At 42.7% G+C, this 19,636-nt stretch carries 20 protein-coding genes; all 20 read left to right on the top strand.

Annotation, left to right across the window (positions count from 1 at the left end; all coding sequences use genetic code 11):
- The first annotated feature begins 26 nt into the window (after positions 1–26).
- A complete protein-coding gene (locus tag ABD010_RS14090) occupies positions 27–1,301 on the top strand; it encodes a resuscitation-promoting factor (protein WP_343814375.1) in 1,275 nt (424 codons plus the stop codon).
- An 89-nt stretch (positions 1,302–1,390) separates the two neighbouring features.
- Complete coding sequence (gene rnmV, locus ABD010_RS14095) at positions 1,391–1,960, top strand: ribonuclease M5 (protein WP_343814377.1); 570 nt, start codon at positions 1,391–1,393, stop codon at positions 1,958–1,960.
- Positions 1,950–2,831, top strand: coding sequence for a 16S rRNA (adenine(1518)-N(6)/adenine(1519)-N(6))-dimethyltransferase RsmA (rsmA, locus tag ABD010_RS14100; RefSeq protein ID WP_343814379.1), 882 nt, complete (start codon positions 1,950–1,952; stop codon positions 2,829–2,831). The genes rnmV and rsmA overlap by 11 nt, the downstream gene beginning before the upstream one ends.
- Before the next feature lie 219 nt (positions 2,832–3,050).
- Positions 3,051–3,929, top strand: a complete 879-nt coding sequence (gene yabG, locus ABD010_RS14105) for a sporulation peptidase YabG (protein ID WP_343814383.1) — start codon at positions 3,051–3,053, stop codon at positions 3,927–3,929.
- A gap of 182 nt (positions 3,930–4,111) precedes the next feature.
- A complete protein-coding gene (gene veg / locus ABD010_RS14110) occupies positions 4,112–4,369 on the top strand; it encodes a biofilm formation stimulator Veg (protein WP_174615334.1) in 258 nt (85 codons plus the stop codon).
- A 192-nt stretch (positions 4,370–4,561) separates the two neighbouring features.
- Positions 4,562–4,738, top strand: coding sequence for a small, acid-soluble spore protein, alpha/beta type (locus ABD010_RS14115; protein ID WP_343814387.1), 177 nt, complete (start codon positions 4,562–4,564; stop codon positions 4,736–4,738).
- A gap of 138 nt (positions 4,739–4,876) precedes the next feature.
- Positions 4,877–5,734, top strand: coding sequence for a 4-(cytidine 5'-diphospho)-2-C-methyl-D-erythritol kinase (gene ispE / locus ABD010_RS14120; RefSeq protein WP_343814390.1), 858 nt, complete (start codon positions 4,877–4,879; stop codon positions 5,732–5,734).
- Positions 5,735–5,799: 65 nt separating this feature from the next.
- On the top strand, positions 5,800–6,612 hold the full coding sequence (gene purR / locus ABD010_RS14125) for a pur operon repressor (RefSeq protein ID WP_343814393.1): 813 nt from the start codon (positions 5,800–5,802) through the stop codon (positions 6,610–6,612).
- Between the two features lie 132 nt (positions 6,613–6,744).
- A complete protein-coding gene (spoVG, locus tag ABD010_RS14130) occupies positions 6,745–7,035 on the top strand; it encodes a septation regulator SpoVG (RefSeq protein WP_174615338.1) in 291 nt (96 codons plus the stop codon).
- A gap of 68 nt (positions 7,036–7,103) precedes the next feature.
- Positions 7,104–7,457, top strand: coding sequence for a hypothetical protein (locus ABD010_RS14135; RefSeq protein WP_343814398.1), 354 nt, complete (start codon positions 7,104–7,106; stop codon positions 7,455–7,457).
- A gap of 92 nt (positions 7,458–7,549) precedes the next feature.
- Entirely contained in the window at positions 7,550–8,923 is a 1,374-nt protein-coding gene (gene glmU / locus ABD010_RS14140; protein WP_343814400.1) for a bifunctional UDP-N-acetylglucosamine diphosphorylase/glucosamine-1-phosphate N-acetyltransferase GlmU, read from the top strand.
- A 19-nt stretch (positions 8,924–8,942) separates the two neighbouring features.
- The gene (locus ABD010_RS14145; RefSeq protein WP_343814402.1) at positions 8,943–9,896 is read left to right on the top strand and encodes a ribose-phosphate diphosphokinase; all 954 of its coding nucleotides are present in this window, start codon (positions 8,943–8,945) and stop codon (positions 9,894–9,896) included.
- Between the two features lie 331 nt (positions 9,897–10,227).
- Entirely contained in the window at positions 10,228–10,863 is a 636-nt protein-coding gene (locus tag ABD010_RS14150) for a 50S ribosomal protein L25/general stress protein Ctc (RefSeq protein ID WP_343814404.1), read from the top strand.
- Positions 10,864–10,991: 128 nt separating this feature from the next.
- A complete protein-coding gene (gene pth / locus ABD010_RS14155) occupies positions 10,992–11,555 on the top strand; it encodes an aminoacyl-tRNA hydrolase (protein WP_343814407.1) in 564 nt (187 codons plus the stop codon).
- A 76-nt stretch (positions 11,556–11,631) separates the two neighbouring features.
- Positions 11,632–11,862: an anti-sigma-F factor Fin gene (fin, locus tag ABD010_RS14160; RefSeq protein ID WP_343814410.1), complete on the top strand. Its 231-nt coding sequence runs from the start codon at positions 11,632–11,634 to the stop codon at positions 11,860–11,862.
- A 116-nt stretch (positions 11,863–11,978) separates the two neighbouring features.
- Positions 11,979–15,503 carry a transcription-repair coupling factor gene (gene mfd / locus ABD010_RS14165; protein ID WP_343814412.1) on the top strand — a complete coding sequence of 1,175 codons (3,525 nt, stop codon included), beginning with the start codon at positions 11,979–11,981 and terminating at the stop codon, positions 15,501–15,503.
- A 131-nt stretch (positions 15,504–15,634) separates the two neighbouring features.
- A complete protein-coding gene (spoVT, locus tag ABD010_RS14170; RefSeq protein WP_343814414.1) occupies positions 15,635–16,171 on the top strand; it encodes a stage V sporulation protein T in 537 nt (178 codons plus the stop codon).
- 11 nt (positions 16,172–16,182) lie between these two features.
- The gene (locus ABD010_RS14175; protein ID WP_343814417.1) at positions 16,183–16,554 is read left to right on the top strand and encodes a hypothetical protein; all 372 of its coding nucleotides are present in this window, start codon (positions 16,183–16,185) and stop codon (positions 16,552–16,554) included.
- A 52-nt stretch (positions 16,555–16,606) separates the two neighbouring features.
- The gene (locus ABD010_RS14180; RefSeq protein WP_343814420.1) at positions 16,607–18,187 is read left to right on the top strand and encodes a putative polysaccharide biosynthesis protein; all 1,581 of its coding nucleotides are present in this window, start codon (positions 16,607–16,609) and stop codon (positions 18,185–18,187) included.
- The gene (yabN, locus tag ABD010_RS14185; RefSeq protein WP_343814422.1) at positions 18,184–19,632 is read left to right on the top strand and encodes a bifunctional methyltransferase/pyrophosphohydrolase YabN; all 1,449 of its coding nucleotides are present in this window, start codon (positions 18,184–18,186) and stop codon (positions 19,630–19,632) included. The genes ABD010_RS14180 and yabN overlap by 4 nt, the downstream gene beginning before the upstream one ends.
- Positions 19,633–19,636 lie beyond the last annotated feature (4 nt).

Raw genomic sequence — 19,636 nt, forward strand, 5'->3', positions numbered from 1 at the left:
AGAGTCGCGTAAAGGAGGCAAAGGGCATGAAATTATTTTCAAGGCTATTGCCGGCGTCGAAATTAAAATTGATTTTATCTTGTATTGGTGTTATGGCGCTGGTTGTTTTTTCTGGTTTTGTTCTGTTTGAAGCAACGAAAGCTGAAGTGGCCGTTACGGAAAATGGAGAAAAACAAACAGTCCAGACTCACGCAAGCACAGTTAAAGAACTGCTTACAGAATTAAACATAACAGTGGGAGAGCATGATTCGCTTTCACATCAGGTCAACGCAGAAATTAAAAATGGAATGCACATTACATACAAGAAAGCCAGCAAAGTGATTGTTACGGTAGACGGAAATGAACAGGTTTATTACACAACTAAAGATACGGTCGGCGAATTTTTGAAAGCCAATGAAATGGATGTTTCAAAGCGTGATGAAACTTCCCACAAGGCATCTGAGCCCATTAAAAATGGCCTGACGCTCACCATCAATAAAGCATTTAAGGTAGCGGTTCATAACGGCGGTAAAAAAGAAAAACTCTGGTTTACCGGTGGAACGGTTGGTGAACTGCTGAAACAGAACGATATTTCATTGGGAAAATTGGATAAAGTAAAACCGGCCAAAAAAGAAAAGGTAACGAAAGACACGCCGATAAAAATTACACGGGTCAAAAAGGATACGAAAACAGTTAAAGAAAAAATTGCCTATGAAACGGAAGAGCGGAAAGACAGCAACCTTGACAAAGGGAAAAAGCGGGTAATTGCTGAAGGCTCAGAAGGTCTTGTTGTGAAAAAGTACGAAATCACCAAGGAAAATGGCGACGTGGTTAATCGTGAACTTATGAATAAAGAAGTAAAGCGTAAAAGCGAGAAACGGGTTGTTGCATTTGGCACGAAAGAGGAACAGGATCTTGTCACACTGTCAAGCTCCAGCTCAAATTCCAGTTCCAACTCAAATTCTGATTCCAGTTCAAGCGGCGGTTCAAACAAAAGTGAGGATACAGGGTCATCAAATAATGACTCAGGAGACGTTTATTCCATGACAGTAACGGCCTACAGTGCTGACTGCGGCGGTTGCTCAGGCGTTACCGCTACAGGAATTGATTTGAACGCCAATCCGAATAAAAAGGTAGTTGCCGTCGACCCGAATGTTATTCCACTCGGCACTAGAGTGTGGGTGGAAGGCTACGGATATGCAGTAGCAGCAGATGTTGGCGGTGGTGTAAATGGTCATCATGTTGACGTCCACGTACCAAGTAAAGCCGATGCACATGCATTTGGAACAAGGTATAATGTTACTGTAAAGGTTCTTGATTAATATATGATACAATGCTCTTACCGCGATAAAGTGGTAAGAGCAATTTTTTGCGGTAAGGCTAAGTTTTCGAGTGAAAAGAGGACAAATCATTGAAAATAAAGGAAATCATTGTTGTGGAAGGTCGTGACGATACTGCGAAAATTCGTCAGGTGGTTGATGCCGATACAATTGAGACGAATGGATCAGCGGTAGATAACACAATTCTAAAACAAATACGGCATGCAAAGGAAAAACGGGGTGTGATTATTTTTACCGATCCGGATTACCCCGGGGAACGCATTCGCCATATTGTCGATCAGGCGGTACCCGGCTGCAAGCATGCATTTTTGAAACGGGAGGATGCACGCGCTAAACATCCCGCAACGAAAAGTCTTGGAATTGAACATGCTTCCGCGGCGGCAATCCAGCATGCATTGGAAGGTGTTTATGGACTGAAGGAAGCGGTATCCGGTGATATTATGAAACAAGATCTTTTATCCTTTGGGCTGATTGGAAGTGCAAAGGCGAGTGTCAGGCGGGATCGTCTGGGAGAATTGCTCCAAATAGGGCATACGAATGGGAAACAACTGTTGAAACGCCTGACGATGTTCCAAATAACCAGAAAACAATTTGAAGAGGCGGCAGCCCAGGTACTTCAGGAGGAGAACAATGACAACTAAAAAAATCGCAACGCCAAAGCGGACCCGTGAAATTTTAGATAAATACGGATTTCATTTTAAAAAAAGTCTCGGTCAAAACTTTTTGATTGATGTAAACATCCTGGAAAATATTATGAACCATGCAGGTATTGATAAGCAGGCCGCAGCAATTGAAATTGGTCCAGGTATTGGTGCATTGACGGAACAGTTGGCAATTCATGCAGACAAGGTACTGGCTTTTGAAATTGATCAACGTCTGCTGCCTATCCTCGAGGATACGTTACAAGGTTACGAGAATGTTCAAGTGCTGCACCGGGATATCCTGGAAGCAGATATAAGGAAGACGATTGATACATATTTTAAACCGGAACAGCCGGTGCATATCGTGGCAAATCTTCCGTATTACATTACAACGCCGATTTTAATGAAGTTACTCCGGGAGAATCTTCCCGTTTCTAGCATTACGATCATGATTCAAAAAGAAGTCGCTGAGCGGATGGCAGCTGTCCCGAACAATAAAAGTTATGGATCCCTTTCCATCGCTGTTCAGTATTATACCCATGCCGAAGTAATTATGAATGTCCCAAAAAGTGTGTTTATGCCTCCGCCGAATGTTGACTCGAGTGTATTACAGTTGACAATTCGGGATACCCCGCCGGTAAATGTGGAGAATGAAGAACTTTTCTTTGGCGTGGTTCAGGCAAGTTTTGCCCAGCGCAGAAAAACGTTGCGAAATAATTTAACCCGGCATTTTAAGGGCACGTTTGATAAGGAAAAAATCGCCCAGCTGCTTGAATCGGCAGGCATTGACGGATCACGGCGCGGCGAATCATTGAATATGCAGGAATTCGCGAGTCTTGCCAACACATTTTATCATGCATTGGAAAAATAAAGTCATTGCAGTTCTGCTGCGATGGCTTTTTATAAATGATGAGTGCTATAATACCGCTCCGGAAATATACTTCGCTTTCACTTTCGAGCATAAGTGCGTTTGATATACTCCAACCTATTAGTTCAAATACTCAAACATAAATCCAGGCACAGGAATGGGCAGTGCTTCATAGTCTATATAGGAACAGGTTTATTTGAACGATGGCTGTGAGGTGGCTTTATGGATTTTTCAACAGGAGAATTTGTGACACGTAAATCACATAAGCATGATCTGTTATTCCGGATTGCATCGGTTACAAAGGATACTGCAACATTGCACGGAGAGGATATTCGTCTGGCAGCTGATGCCCCGCTGTATGATCTGACACATGTTGAAGACAGGGATCTGGCAAAGCGGAAACGGAAAGGAAAAGAACAGGAGGAATCCTCCTATCGGCTTTTTCGTCAGGATTACCAGTTAATGCGGGAAAAGCGTGAGTACCAGGCAAGTAATGGATACCATAACAATATAAGTTATTTTCAACTGCCTGCAAAAGTACTTCATATTGATGGTGATCCCTCCTATTTAAGAAAGTGTATTGAGCTGTATAATCGGCTTGGATTGCAAGTTCACGGAATCCATGTAAGTGAAAAGGAAATGCCCTTTGAAATTGCCGGATTAATGGAACGCATACAACCTGACATTATCGTAATTACAGGTCACGACGCATTTTCCAGAAATAAAGGCGGAAAAGCTGACTTGCGTGCTTATCGGCATTCCAAATATTTTGCGGAAACGGTTCGTGCGGCGCGGCAGATAAACACCAGTCTGGATCAATTGATAATCTTTGCCGGAGCCTGCCAGTCCCATTTTGAATCGTTGATCAGGGCGGGAGCAAATTTTGCAAGCTCTCCATCCCGAATTAATATACATGCGCTGGACCCTGTTTATATAGCCGCCAAAATCGCTTATACTCCGTTTATGGATAAAGTTGGTGTATGGGATGCACTGCGAAATACGCTTACCGGAGAGAGAGGTCTTGGCGGAGTGGAAACAAGAGGACTTTTACGAACTGGTATGCCTTACACGATTGATAATGAAACCGAAGAAAATAGCTGATGTGTGGAACATCAGCTATTATTTTCCTGGGACATACATAATTTGTTAAGAATATGAAATAATAATGGAGAAATGTGATTTTTGTTGTTGACATTAAAAAAGCTATACTGTTATAATATAAAGTTTTATTTGACTTTCTAAACAAGCTTATGGTATTATTATAAATAGTGAGGTGGAGTATAGTGGCAAAAACATTAGTCGAAATTAAGCAAGGTCTTGAGTGTCAACTTGGCAAGCGTCTTAAGCTTAAAGCCAATGGCGGCAGAAGAAAAACAATTGAACGTTGCGGCATTTTAGCGGAAACATATCCGTCTGTTTTTATTGTTGAATTGGATCAGGACGAGAATGCATTCGAACGTGTTTCATACAGCTATGCAGACGTCTTAACAGAGACAGTTCAAATCAGCTTTCAGGATGGAGCGCTAATGGTTGAGCAGTAAACTAAAGTTTGCTGCTTTTATCTTTGACAAATAAATTCTCCCGTGTTAGTCAGTTTTTCTTTGATTTCGGAAAATATGTCCCCCGGCACTACATAAATAATTTCCTTTTTTGTATACATCTGACTGGTGTACGGTGTAATGATCTGCACATACTATAAATGTCGTATTCTTAACAGAAGGGGGAGCTCTTTCATGGGTAGACGTGGCGGAATAATGTCAGACCAAATGAAAGAAGAAATAGCCAAGGAGTTAGGTTTTTACGACACAGTGCAGGAAGAAGGCTGGGGCGGCATTAAAGCAAAAGATGCCGGTAACATGGTGAAACGGGCAATCGAAATAGCTGAACAAAACATGAACGGCAGACCCTAATTGGGTTTGTCGTTTTTTCGGAACGCCATGGAAGGTGCCATCATCATTCCGAGCACGCAGTACATTCGTCATTGGACAGTCGCCTTCTCATTTCTTATATGGTACAATTTGTGTACATATTTAAAGTGGGTGACGGAGATGATTGTATTTGAACGGGCGCCAGCTAAAATCAATTTGTCTTTGGATGTCCTCGGCAAGCGTGATGACGGGTTCCATGAAGTGGAAATGGTGATGACTTCCATTGATTTGGCCGATCGTATTGAACTGATGTCGTCAGATGATAATGTAATTCATGTTGCCGCGGACAATCAATATGTGCCCAATGATGAGCGTAATCTTGCGTATAAAGCTGCCCTCGCTTTCAAAAATAAATATCAAATCAATAAAGGTATCCGGATTAAAATAACGAAAAACATCCCTGTTTCTGCCGGTTTGGGTGGAGGGAGCAGCGACGCAGCAGCTGTCCTGCGCGGTCTTAATAAGCTTTGGTCAGTCGGGGCGGACAAGCGTGAACTGGCCCTGATTGGTTCCAGCATTGGTTCAGATGTGCCTTTTTGTGTTTATGGAACGACAGCAATCGGAACCGGTCACGGGGAAAAAATTCAGGAATTGCCGGCACCGCCACCATTTTTAGTGATTTTGGCCAAACCGAATATCGGCATCTCCACGAGAAATATATTTCCGAAAGTGATAATGGAGGAAATTACACATCCGGATATAAATGAGGTTATGACAGCACTTTGGGAGAAGGATTTTTCCAGATTGGCAGCTGCCGCCGGAAATGCCTTGGAAAGTGTTACGTTTTCGTTATTTCCCAGTGTGGGGCTCATTAAGGAGAAGATGCTTAAGGCTGGAGCAGATGGGGTACTGATGAGCGGATCAGGACCAACCATGGTTGGGCTTGTTCAACATTACAGCAAGGCAAAGCGAATCTATAATGGGCTTAGGGGATTTTGTGACGAAGTTTTTGTTGTACAATTACTCGATCGCCGCTAGCATTTGCTAAACACGTATAATGATGGTATATTTAAACTATATTATTCGGATTTAGAGGTGCAGATATGAAAAGAAGCGATCGTTTGGTTTCGTTGTCTCATTATTTTTTAGAAAACCCAAAACAACATACGTCATTACCATTTTTTTCTGAAAGGTATCAGGCTGCAAAATCATCCATCAGTGAAGATTTGGTTATAGTGGATCGTGTTTTAAGAGAGGAAGGTATCGGATATTTGCAGACATCTGCAGGTGCAGCTGGCGGCGTTAAGTATATTCCGTATCTTTCAGAAAAAAATAGTACAGCATTTATTCACGAGCTTTGTAAAACATTGGAAGATCCGGAGCGCATTCTTCCAGGGGGTTATTTATATATGAGTGACATACTAGGTAACCCGAAAATGGTGAAGCTGATTGGACGGGTACTCGCTTCGGCATTTTCCGATTTGGATATCGATGTGGTCGTTACCGTTGCAACAAAAGGCATTCCGCTTGCATATTCCGTTGCATCAGTTCTGAATGTGCCGGTTGTGATTGTACGCAGAGATCCAAAGGTGACAGAGGGATCGTCGGTGAGTATAAATTATGTTTCCGGTTCATCCCGAAAAATACAGACGATGGTGCTTCCGAAGCGCAGTTTACAGGAGAACGCCAATGTTTGCATCATTGATGATTTTATGAAAGCCGGCGGAACGATTAATGGCATGACAAGTCTACTTAATGAATTTGATGCTAATGTCAAAGCCATCGGTGTTTTGGCGGAAGCGGATGATGAAGAAGATGAACGCGTTGTGGAAGAATATACGTCACTTGTAAAAATTACCAATGTGGATATAAAACGAAAAAATATCGAGGTTATTCCGGGCAAATTACACGGATAACAGCATTAAAAATCTTTCTGATAGATGAAAGATTTTTTATTTTTTTATATTTTTTTAAAAAATTAGCAGGAATTCTCATAGTTTTGTTGAATATTGGTAATAAGTTCAAAAGGGAAAAGGTGGTGAATCATCATGGAAGTGACTGACGTAAGATTACGCCGCGTAAACACAGAAGGAAGAATGCGTGCTATCGCATCGATTACTCTCGATCAGGAGTTTGTTGTCCATGATATCCGCGTTATCGATGGGAATAATGGACTGTTTGTGGCTATGCCGTCCAAACGCACTCCGGACGGTGAATTCCGGGATATTGCACATCCGATAAATTCGAACACCCGTGCAAAAATCCAGGATGCTGTCTTAGAAGAATATCACCGTGCTGGCGAAACAGAAGTACAATATGAAGAAGCAGGTGCTTCCTGAACCACACGAGTACAAGAGGTCTAATCTGTAATGGATTAGCCTTCTTTTTTTATTCTGGACGAAATGTGTTGATTCTGTGGATTAACTGTACGGAGCGAAACATCGACTTCCCGGGGCGGAACATCAACCGCTCAGGGCAAAACATCAACCGCAAAAGTGGAACATCAACCGCCCAGGGCAAAACATCGACCGCAAAAGCGGAACATCAACCGCCCAGGGCAAAACATCAACCGCCCAGGGCAAAACATCAACCGCAAAAGCGGAACATCAACCGCCCAGGGCAAAACATCGACCGCAAAAGTGGAACATCAACCGCCCAGGGCAAAACATCGACCGCAAAAGTGGAACATCAACCGCCCAGGGCAAAACATCAACCCGTGATTCTATTCACGTACTATACACTATCAAAACAGATTGCATAACCCGTAACTCTCGCCTTCGCTATTGTTTCCTATTGAAATCATTGGCCATTTGAGATATATTCATATTGGATAAAAGAATGGAGGATTATTTCATGGCAAATCGATATGCTATCATCCTTGCAGCCGGACAAGGGACCCGAATGAAGTCAAATTTATATAAAGTACTTCATCCAGTTATGGGCCGTCCGATGGTACAGCATGTGATCGATCAGCTGGAACAGGCACAACTCGATGAGATGGTTACAATTGTGGGTCATGGTGCTGAGAAAGTGGCTGAGCATATTGGTGATCAGAGCAGGCTTGTTATTCAGGATGAACAGCTTGGAACGGGTCATGCCGCAATGCAGGCGGAAGATGTGCTGGGGAATCAAGACGGCACAACGATCGTCGTATGCGGAGATACACCATTAATTACGAGTGAAACATATCAGGCGCTTTTTGATCATCATGAACAGGAAAATGCAAAAGCAACAATTTTAACTGCAAAAGCTCCCACCCCCGCTGGATACGGCAGGGTTATTCGTAATGAAAAAAATGAAGTGGAGCGGATTGTGGAGCATAAAGATGCAAGTGAACAGGAACGTCAGATTGATGAAATAAATACGGGTACATATTGTTTTGATAATAAGACGTTATTCCAGGTATTAAAACAAGTTTCAAATGACAATGCACAGGGCGAATACTACTTGCCGGATGTTATTGAAATTGCCAAAAAAGCAAATCAAAAAGTCAGTGCGTTTATGACGGCAGATTTTGAGGAGACACTTGGAATCAATGATCGCGTCGCATTGGCACAAGCCGAAAAATCAATGAAAAAACGGATTAATGAAAACCATATGCGGAATGGTGTGACAATAATTGATCCGGACCATACTTACATTGATCCTGATGTAAAAATTGAACAGGATGTAATCATCCATCCCGGCTCCATTATAGGAGGCAAATCAGTTATCAAATCGGAGGCTGAAATTGGTCCGCACAGTGAAATCCGTAACTGTTCTATCGGGGAAAATTCAGTAGTCAAACAAAGTGTTGCAACTGACAGTACAATTGGCAAGCGGGTAAAAATCGGTCCATATGCACATATTCGTCCGGAAGCTGCCATTGGTAATGAAGCAAAGGTCGGCAACTTTGTTGAAGTGAAAAAAGCAGACATTGGAGATGGAAGCAAAGTTTCCCATTTAAGTTATATCGGTGACGCAGATGTAGGAAATAATGTTAATATTGGTTGTGGGACAATTACCGTCAATTACGATGGTAAAAATAAATCTTTAACGACAATTGAAGATGATGCATTTATTGGGTGTAATTCCAATTTAATAGCTCCAGTAACGGTAGGAAAAGGCTCGTACGTTGCTGCCGGTTCCACCATTACAAAGCATGTACCTGACGATTCGTTATCAGTAGCACGTGCCAGACAGACGAATAAAGAAGGATACGCTTCAAAGATCAAAAACAGAAAATAATTAAACGGAGGGTTATGTCATGGTGTCTGGATACAAAGATCCATATTTGAAAGTGTTGTCATTAAATTCGAACCGAAAATTGGCAGAAGATATTGCAAATCATATTGGAACAACATTGGGCGAATGCACCGTTTCAGCGTTCAGTGATGGTGAAATACAGATCAATATTGAAGAAAGTGTTCGTGGCTGTGATGTGTATGTTGTACAGTCAACATGCTCACCGGTGAATACCCACATCATGGAACTGCTGATTATGATCGATGCGTTGAAGCGTGCATCAGCAAGATCCATCAATATTGTTATGCCATATTATGGTTATGCGCGGCAAGATCGAAAAGCACGTTCAAGAGAGCCGATTACTTCCAAACTGATGGCTGATTTGCTGGAAACTGCCGGTGCTAACCGTGTGATTACACTTGATCTTCATGCTCCACAAATTCAGGGATTCTTTGATGTTCCGATTGATCATTTGCAAGGTGTGCCGATTTTATCGGATTACTTTGAAGCGAAAAACTTTGAGGATGTAGTGGTTGTTTCCCCTGATCATGGCGGTGTAACACGGGCGCGTAAAATGGCGGATCGTTTGAAGGCGCCGATTGGAATCATTGATAAACGCCGCCCGCGTCCAAATGTCGCGGAAGTAATGAATATTGTTGGTAATATTGAGGGTAAAACAGCAATACTGATTGATGACATCATTGATACTGCAGGTACAATTACCCTGGCCGCAAATGCACTCGTTGAAAATGGCGCCAAGGAAGTTTACGCTTGCTGTACACATCCTGTATTGTCCGGACCGGCCATTGACCGTATAAATGATTCGAAAATAAAGGAACTGATTATTACGAATTCCATTCCGCTCCCAGAAGAAAAGCAGAGTGATAAGATTAAAACCTTGTCTGTGGCACCATTAATCGGCGAGGCAATTACGCGTGTGCATGAATTGAAGTCAGTAAGCATTTTGTTTGACTAAGGATACTTTTTTTAAGGCATGCTGATGATAAACATATAAACTGTTAAATAAACTCATCTATTGAGTGTCTCTGAACACGGAACTGACATATACTCGCTTTCACTTATGCTGGAAGTGAAAGCGAAGTGTATTTCCGGAGCTGTAGCACATCATCAAATTCCATCGCAGTTTATTTCAACTAAAGGCTATGTTTACATCCACTAAAATGCGGGTAAAAGATAGTGATATTTTATAAAAAGCAATTTTTATGTTTTAATAGTAAAAGACAGTAAAGAAATTGCCATGTAAACTTGGGTTTAACCGGGTTTTTGAATAATGGAGGGTGATAACGATGGCAGCAAAATTGAAAGCAGCACTTCGGGAAGATCATACGAAGTCTGCCACAAAAGAAATTAGAGAAAGTGGACATGTTCCATCTGTAGTATATGGAAAGGAAAAAGAATCAAAATCCATTTCAGTTAACAGCATAGAATTGGTGAAAACAGTTCGCGATGAAGGTCGAAATGCAATTATTTCACTTGATGTCGAGAATGATAAACCAGTTGATGTTATGCTGCATGATTATCAGATGGATCCATTGAAAGATGAGTTAATTCATGCCGACTTTTACATTGTTGACATGTCCGAGGAAATGGATGTTGAAGTGCCGCTTAATCTGACAGGTGATGCACCGGGTGCAAAAGAAGGCGGCGTATTGCAGCAACCGATGTATGAATTGCAGGTACGTGCTAAACCGGCAGATATTCCGGAAGAAATTACCGTAGATGTATCAGAACTTCAGATTGGTGATACCATTTCGGTTTCAGATTTACCAAAAGCCAGCAGCTACGAATTCCTTGAGGATGCCGATACGACAATAGCAACAGTTGTTCCACCGGATACGCTAGATGCTGAAGAGGAAGATACAGACGAGAACGCTGAACCGGAACTGGTAGATGCGGAAGACAATTCAGACGAGGAAAAATAATAAGTTTGTAATGACCCTCCTGCTAATAGGGGGGTATTACTTTATGTATAATAAGAATACTTTCAATCATTGCTATAGATTGAAGCAGACGTAATGATTAAAAAAGAATCGAAAAAGGAAGTAACCGAATGAAATGTATCGTTGGTTTGGGAAACCCTGGACGCAAGTTTAAGAAAACGCGTCATAATATTGGCTTTATGGTTATTGATGAGCTTGTGGAGCGCCATGACTGGAAATTGAAAACGGATAAGTTCCATGGAAAATCAGTTGTCGAACATATTCACGGTGACAAGGTTGTATTGCTGAAACCCCAGACATATATGAATTTATCCGGACAGTCAATCAGACCATTAATGGATTTTTATCAAATAGACCCAACGGATATTCTCGTTATTTATGATGATATGGATCTGCCGACAGGGAAAATAAGGCTGCGTCAAAAAGGCGGTCACGGAGGGCACAATGGGGTGCGCTCCACTATTGAACATGTTGGTTCGAAGGAATTTAAGCGGTTGCGAATTGGTATTGGGCGCCCTGATACACGAATGCCTGTTATTGACTATGTAATCGGTACCTTTTCTAAAGAACAGCAGCGGGATGCAACAGGCAGTATTCAAACTGCAGCCGATGCATGCGAAGCCTGGCTGGAAAAGCCGTTTGATCAGGTAATGAACGAATTTAATACACAGTAATGACATACAGTATAAAAAGCTTCTTTTCGGATAAACTTTATGAAGAGACCCCGTGTTTATTCGAGGAGGTTTACGTATGGCTATTGTGTATACATGCAAACACTGCGGGAATACGATTGGAAGATTGGATCAGCGGACAGTTGATTCGACGATGCTTGGATTGGATCAGCTATCCAGCGAGGATAAACAGGAAATGGTCCATTATCAGCGCAATGGCGACATTCATATACAGGCAATCTGTGAAAACTGTGAAGACTCGCTTGACAGTAACCCGCAATATCATGAGCTTGATTTTTTTATACAATAAAATAGGCAAAGAAGCTTTGGTTAATCAGAATCATAACGTTAGAACCTGGAAATGCTTACGGGTGTTTATGCTGATCAATTGGCCAAGGCATTTTTGCACGTAAGCAGGTGGGGGAAATGAAGGGTATACATGATTTTTTACAGTCAAAAGAAGATATTGAATCAATAATTGACGGGATTTCCGGCGGGTTGAATGAACAAATGGTGGCCGGATTATCTGGTTCAGCAAGAAGTTTACTGGTTTCTGTACTGAATGAATCGGTCAAAAAACCCATATTGCTCGTAACACATCAGCTGGCACAGGCACAACAGCTATATGATGATTTGGTGGAATTGGCAGGGGAGGAAGATGTACATTTATACCCAGTCAATGAATTGATTGCCTCCGAAATAGCAATTGCCAGTCCTGAGCTGAAAAGTCAGCGGATTGAAGCACTGACAGCATGGTCACAGAAGAAACAGGGGATTCTGATTGCTCCGGTTGCTGCATTAAAGCGGATTTTACCGCCAACATCATACTGGGGAAACTATCAATTGGACTTTACGTATGGTGAAGAAATTCAGCTGGGTGACTATTTGGCATCATTGGTTGATATGGGCTATGAACGAACAGAAATGGTTTCTGCTCCTGGCGAATTCAGCAGGAGAGGCGGGATCATTGATATTTATCCGGTTACGGAAACACATCCAGTGCGTATTGAGTTATTTGGTGAGGAAATCGACTCTATACGTTTTTTTGACGTGGAGTCACAACGTTCCCTGGATAAGCAGACGAAAGTTTCCGTTGGCCCTGCTGATGAACTTCTGTTAACCGAAGAAGATTTGGTTTCAGCTGCCCAGCGGATTGAAGAAGCATTGGCTGAATCGCTTAAAAAGCTGAAAGGCAATGAGGCAAAAGAGGCATTGATCGATGTAATCGAGCAGGATATCGAACGGATGAAAAATCTCGAGCATTTTCAGGAAATGTACAAATATATCGGATTCCTTTATGAGAATCCTGCCAGTTTGCTAGACTATCTCCCTAAAAATGGATTAATTGTCATGGATGAAATGAGCAGAGTTCATGAAACAGCCTTGAATTTGGATACGGAAGAGGCGGAGTGGTACAGCAATCTGCTTGAGACGAATAAAATGGTACGGAACAGCCGGTTTTCGTTCAATTGGAATGAAGTGCAGGAAAATATGCAGCAGCAGCGGTTGTATATGTCTGTCTTTCTGAGACATATTCCAAATACACAGCCGCAAAATATTGTGAATTTGTCGGCAAGGTCGATGCAGGAGTTTCATGGACAGATGAACTTGTTTAAAAATGAACTGAACCGTTGGGAGAAAGGCGATTTTTCGGTGATTGTGCTTGCTCCAAATGAAAAGCGGGCGGAAAAAATCCATTCGATCTTTTTGGACTATGATATTGAGTCTGTTGTGATGAAGGATCCTGAATTTCCTGCCTCGATGCCCGTGATAACGGCCGGAAACCTCAGTTCAGGAATTGAATTTCCGATGCATAAATTGGTTATTATTACGGAGAATGAACTTTTTAAAAGTAAAACAAAACGGCCGCGGAAAAAGCAAAAACTTTCAAATGCTGAGCGAATTAAAAATTATCAGGAACTGAAAGTCGGCGATTATGTTGTGCATGCCAGTCATGGGATTGGTAAATACCTGGGCATTGAGACACTGGAAGTCAATGGTCTGCATAAGGATTACATGCTGATAAAATATTCCGGTGATGATAAATTATTTGTCCCCATTGATCAGATTGATCTTGTTCAAAAGTTTGTCGGATCAGAAGGGAAAGAACCTAAGCTCTATAAATTGGGCGGCAGTGAATGGATAAAAGTTAAACGGAAGGTGCAGTCATCTGTTGAGGATATTGCGGATGACCTGATAAAGCTGTATGCAGAACGGGAAGCCAGAAAAGGGTATGCTTTTTCTGAGGATACCGAAATGCAGCGGGAGTTCGAAGCAGCTTTCCCATACCAGGAAACGGAAGATCAATTGCGCTGTATTGAAGAGATTAAACAGGATATGGAGCGCGAACGCCCAATGGATCGTCTTCTATGCGGGGATGTTGGTTACGGGAAAACAGAAGTGGCCATACGTGCGGCATTTAAAGCAGTTGCAGATGGTAAGCAAGTGGCATTCTTAGTTCCAACGACTATTTTGGCCCAGCAGCATTATGAGACCATTCGTGAACGATTCCAGGATCATGCGGTTAATATTGGACTGTTAAGCAGGTTCCGGACGAGAAAACAGCAGAAAGAAACGCTTGAAGGATTAAAAAAAGGTCTTGTCGATATCGTTATCGGGACACACCGGATTCTTTCCAAAGATGTGCAATATCGTGAACTTGGACTTCTGGTTGTAGATGAAGAGCAGCGGTTCGGGGTTAAGCATAAGGAGAAAATTAAGCAGCTGAAATCAAATGTTGATGTTCTTACACTGACTGCTACACCAATACCGCGTACACTGCATATGTCAATGCTCGGTGTCCGGGATTTGTCTGTTATCGAAACACCGCCGGAAAACCGGTTTCCGATTCAAACGTATGTTATGGATTATAATCCGATTTTCATGCGGGATGCGATTGATCGGGAAATGGCAAGAGGCGGGCAAGTATTTTTCCTGCATAACAGGGTGGAAGACATTGATAAAGCGGCCCGTGATTTGGGTATGCTTGTTGATAATGCCCGAATCGCCGTTGCACACGGACAGATGAATGAAACAGAGCTCGAAAATATTATTTTTGCTTTTCTCGAAGGCGAATTTGATGTGCTGGTAAGTACGACGATTATCGAGACTGGTGTTGATATCCCGAATGTAAATACACTGATTGTCAATAATGCGGACCGTATGGGGTTAAGTCAGCTTTATCAGCTGCGAGGACGTGTCGGCCGTTCCAATCGGGTCGCCTATGCATATTTTACCTATCAGCGTGATAAGGTGCTTACCGAAATTGCCGAGAAGCGTCTGGAAGCAATTAAGCAATTCACCGAGCTTGGCTCCGGATTTAAGATTGCAATGCGTGATTTATCGATCCGCGGCGCCGGGAATTTACTCGGGGCACAGCAGCATGGATTTATTGACTCGGTCGGTTTCGATATGTATTCGCAGATGCTTAAAGATGCAATCGATGCTCGTAAACACGGCAAGGAACTTGATGACATTAAACCGTTCGAGCCGGAGTTAACACTATCGCTTGATGCATATATCCCGGATGCGTATATTCAGGATGAAAAACAGAAGATCGATATGTATAAACAATTTCAGACCATTACTTCAGATGGGGATGTGGAAGATTTACGGGATGAATTGATTGACCGATTTGGAGATTATCCAACCGAGGTGGAAAATTTATTTATCGTTTCTTCGTTAAAACGTTATGCAAAAGAACAGCGGGTGGAAAGCATTCATGAGAAAAATAAAAAGCTTGAATTGCTTGTCGATGAAAACAGAAGTCAGCAAATAGACGGCTCAAAGCTTTTTGAACTGGCCAATTCGTTTGGAAGAGGGTTTCAGCTTGGTACGGAAGGAAATAAACTGAAAGTAGTATATAAATGGACACCGGATACAAAGCTTCAGCGTTACAATATTCTGGAAGAGTTTTTGGGTCAAATGCATCAAATAAACAGGGTTGAATAGAAAAAATATGCTGTTATGTATAGTTATTCCCGGATGAATCATACTAAAGACCACAACTGGTGTTTTTTTCACACGCAGGAATAAAGTGCAATTCACCAGATAGTCATCAAAGAAAGTGAGGCAACTTACAAATGAAGGCAACAGGAATTGTGCGTCGAATTGATGATTTAGGCAGAGTAGTCATTCCGAAAGAAATCAGACGGACCTTGCGTATACGTGAAGGTGATCCCCTGGAAATATTTGTTGACCGGGAAGGGGAAGTTATTTTAAAAAAATACTCGCCAATCAATGAGCTGGGAAGTTTTGCAAAGGAATATGCGGAGGCGTTGTTCGACTCTCTTCAATTCCCGGTTCTGATTTGCGACAGGGATGAAATCATCGCGGTAGCCGGTGAATCAAAAAAAGACTACTTAAACAAAGGCATCGGGCAACAGCCAGAAAAAACCATGCAAGACAGGATGCCGGTCTTTGAAACTGAAAAGGCAACCGCGGAATTGATTCAGAGCAAAGAAGACGAACTTGATTCGTATTGTATTAGTCCTATAATTGCAAATGGAGACGCGATAGGCTGTGTCATGATTTTTTCAAAAGACGGGAAAAAGCTTAGTAATGTCGAACAAAAGGCTGTGGAAACAGCATCGGGTTTCTTGGCCAAACAAATGGAATAAAATAAATACTTATGAGCAAAAGCCGGTTGATGAAAACCGGCTTTTTGCGTTGTGAAAAAAACGCAGTCAGACCGGATGCCGCTGATAAAAGAGCCGAACCCGCTGATAAAAAGCCGGATGCCGCTGATAAAAGAGCCGACCCCGCTGATAAAAAGCCGGATGCCGCCGATAAAAGAGCCGAACCCGCTGATAAAAAGCCGGATGCCGCTGATAAAAGAGCCGAGCCCGCTGATAAAAAGCCGGATGCCGCCGATAAAAGAGCCGAACCCGCTGATAAAAAGCCGGATGCCGCTGATAAAAGAGCCGACCCCGCCGATAAAAAGCCGGATGCCGCTGATAAAAGAGCTGACCCCGCCGATAAAAAGCCGACCCCCGCCGTATGATAAAATGAATTATGCTATAATGGACAAAAAGTTTACGGGAAAGGCGTTAGTCATGAATGAAAGCGATACTAATAAATTAGTAAAAGGTGCATTACTGCTGACGCTTGCCGGGGTAATCAGCAAGCTGTTAAGTGCCGGTTACCGGATCCCCTTGCAAAATTTAACAGGTGATGTCGGCTTTTATATTTATCAGCAGGTTTATCCGATTCTTGGTATAGCGCTGGTACTGTCACTGTATGGGTTTCCGTCGGCAGTTTCGCAAATGGCTGCGGGATGCCGAAGTCGTGGTAATATCTCGTTTAAACAATTTTATATCCCTGTTTTCTTGCTGCTGTTTTCCGGTTGTCTGGCCATGTTCGCACTTCTGTTTTTTAATGCGGGTTTGTTGGCAGATCTTGCAGGTGATCAAAGATTGGAACCGGTGTATAAAATTGCATCACTTACCTTTTTACTGGTTCCGTTTTCTGCATTGCTCCGCGGAATTTTCCAGGGCAATCAGCAAATGAAACCGACAGCTCATTCGCAGATTGGGGAGCAGTTTGTCCGGGTGTTTGTGATTATTGCTGCAGCGGTATACATCTATATACAAGAGGGAAATATGTATGTCATCGGACAGGCTGCTGCAGTTGCGGCTATGCTGGGTTCGGTTACGGCAGTTGTCATTTTGCTGTTGTTTATAAAAAAATATAAACCCGCGCTGGGACATTTTGTTGATATTCCCTGGCGCTATTACATGAAAACCCTGTTTATTCTTGGGATTGCTGCAGCATTGAATCACATGATTCTGATTATTATTCAGTTGGCAGATGCTTTCACACTGGTGCCAGGCCTGATCGACAGTGGACTGAATCAATTGCAGGCAATGAAACTCAAGGGTGTGTTTGACCGCGGACAGCCGCTGATACAGCTTGGCACGGTGCTGGGTTCTTCCTTTGCCCTGGCGTTGATACCGGCAATTTCCAAAGAGAACCTGGAAAAGTCACCGGAAACGTTTTATACATACGTACAAAATGCGATTATTGTAAGTTTTTATTTGGCAATTGGTGCTACGCTGGGGCTGATTGCAGTTTTTCCGGAAACGAATACATTACTTTTTCAAAATAATCAAGGAACGGACAGTTTGCGGATATTGGCGCTTGCCGTTATACTCAGTTCGATTGCAATCACAGCTGCATCGGTTCTGCAGGGACTCGGCTATATTAAACGGACAGCCGGATTTATTCTGACAGCTTTCCTCATCAAATGGACAGCCAACATATTTCTCGTCCCGTTATTCGGAATTACCGGAGGGGCCATTGCCACCGTGCTTAGTTTGACGGTACTGGCATTTCTTCTTTTAGTGACCATTAAACGGATACTGCCGGGTTTGCATGTTGAAAGACGAATTAAATGGACGGCATTAATTGTTGCGTCTTTCGGGATGCTCGCTTATTTGTCAGTGATGGATTTTCTCGCCCCGTCTATGGAAACGCGCAGTGAATTACTTTTATATGTATTATTCATCGTGATCACGGGAGCATTATTATATATCATCCTGCTTCTGAGATTTCGGGCATTTACTGAAAAAGAACTGTCCATGCTGCCATTTGCAGCTTTTTGGATCCGACTGCATAAAGAAAGGGAGATAAAATGAGCAATAGAATAGAAATTGTCGGCTTGGGGGCTGGTGATTTGGACCAGCTGCCATTCGGAATCTATAAAAAATTAATTAATACGGATTTACCGGTATTTACCCGGACGGCTGACCATCCACTGGTAAAGGGATTGGAAAAAGAAGGTGTGGCTTGGAACGCGCTCGATTATATCTACGAGTCTGCCGATCAGTTTGAAGAGGTTTACCGTACCATTTGTGAAACACTGCTGAACAATGCCTCCGCCTCGACTATTGTTTATGCTGTTCCCGGTCATCCGATGCTGGCAGAAAAAACGGTTAAGCTTCTGCTGGAACAACAGGAGGTACCAATAGAGATTATTGGCGGTCAAAGCTATTTGGACGATGTGTTTACCGCATTGCAAATTGACCCGATTGAGGGGTTCCAATTCGTAGACGGAACTGGGTTTGTCCGTAGTCAGCTGAATTATCAGAATCACCTTGTTTTTTGTCAGGTGTATGATCAGTTTATTGCATCTGAAGTAAAACTGTCACTGCTGGAGGATTTGCCGGTCGACTATCAGGTAACGATTGTTGAAGCGGCTGGTACAAGCCGGGAAAAGGTCGTGAATGTGCCACTGGAGGAGCTCGACCGGTCAATGGATGTCAATAATTTAACTTCGGTTTATGTTCCCCCTGTCCCGGCAAACATGCTGCGTCATACCTTTGACAGTCTGCGGGAAGTTATTGCTGAATTGCGCGGCCCCGACGGCTGTCCATGGGATAAAAAACAGACCCATGAAAGCCTTCGTGACTATGCAATTGAAGAAGTGCATGAATTAATTGAAGCGATTGATCTTAAGGACGATGAGGGAATCATTGAAGAGCTGGGCGATGTTCTGCTGCAAGTCATGCTCCACAGCCAAATAGGTGAGGATGACGGATACTTTGCAATTGATGACGTTATTCGTGCCATTACGGATAAAATGATCCATCGTCACCCACACGTGTTTCGGAAAACAACAGCTGACACACCAGATGAAGTGGTGAAATCATGGGATGCTTTAAAGCAGCAGGAGAAAGGCGATACCCGTAAATCGCTGCTTGATGGGATACCAGCCGGATTGCCGGCATTGGCTAAAGCAGCAAAGCTTCAGAACAAGGCAGGAAAAGCCGGGTTTGAATGGGACGATGCAGCCGATATTTGGGAGAAGCTGCGTGAAGAGCTGGACGAGGTACATACTGCTGTTGACAACAATGATGAAGCGAATATCGCTGAAGAGCTTGGTGATGTATTATTTGTACTGGTCAACATATCCAGGTATTATAAAGTCAATCCGGAACTTGCCCTGAATCAGGCAAACAGGAAATTCAGATCCCGTTTTACGTATATTGAAGAGCAGCTGAATGACGAGAAAAAAGATATATACGAAACTTCTTTAAAGGAAATGGACTATTATTGGAATCAAGCAAAAAGAAAAGAGTGATTAT

The sequence above is a fragment of the Virgibacillus siamensis genome, assembly GCF_039522605.1.
Classification (GTDB): Bacteria; Bacillota; Bacilli; order Bacillales; family Amphibacillaceae; genus Lentibacillus; species Lentibacillus siamensis.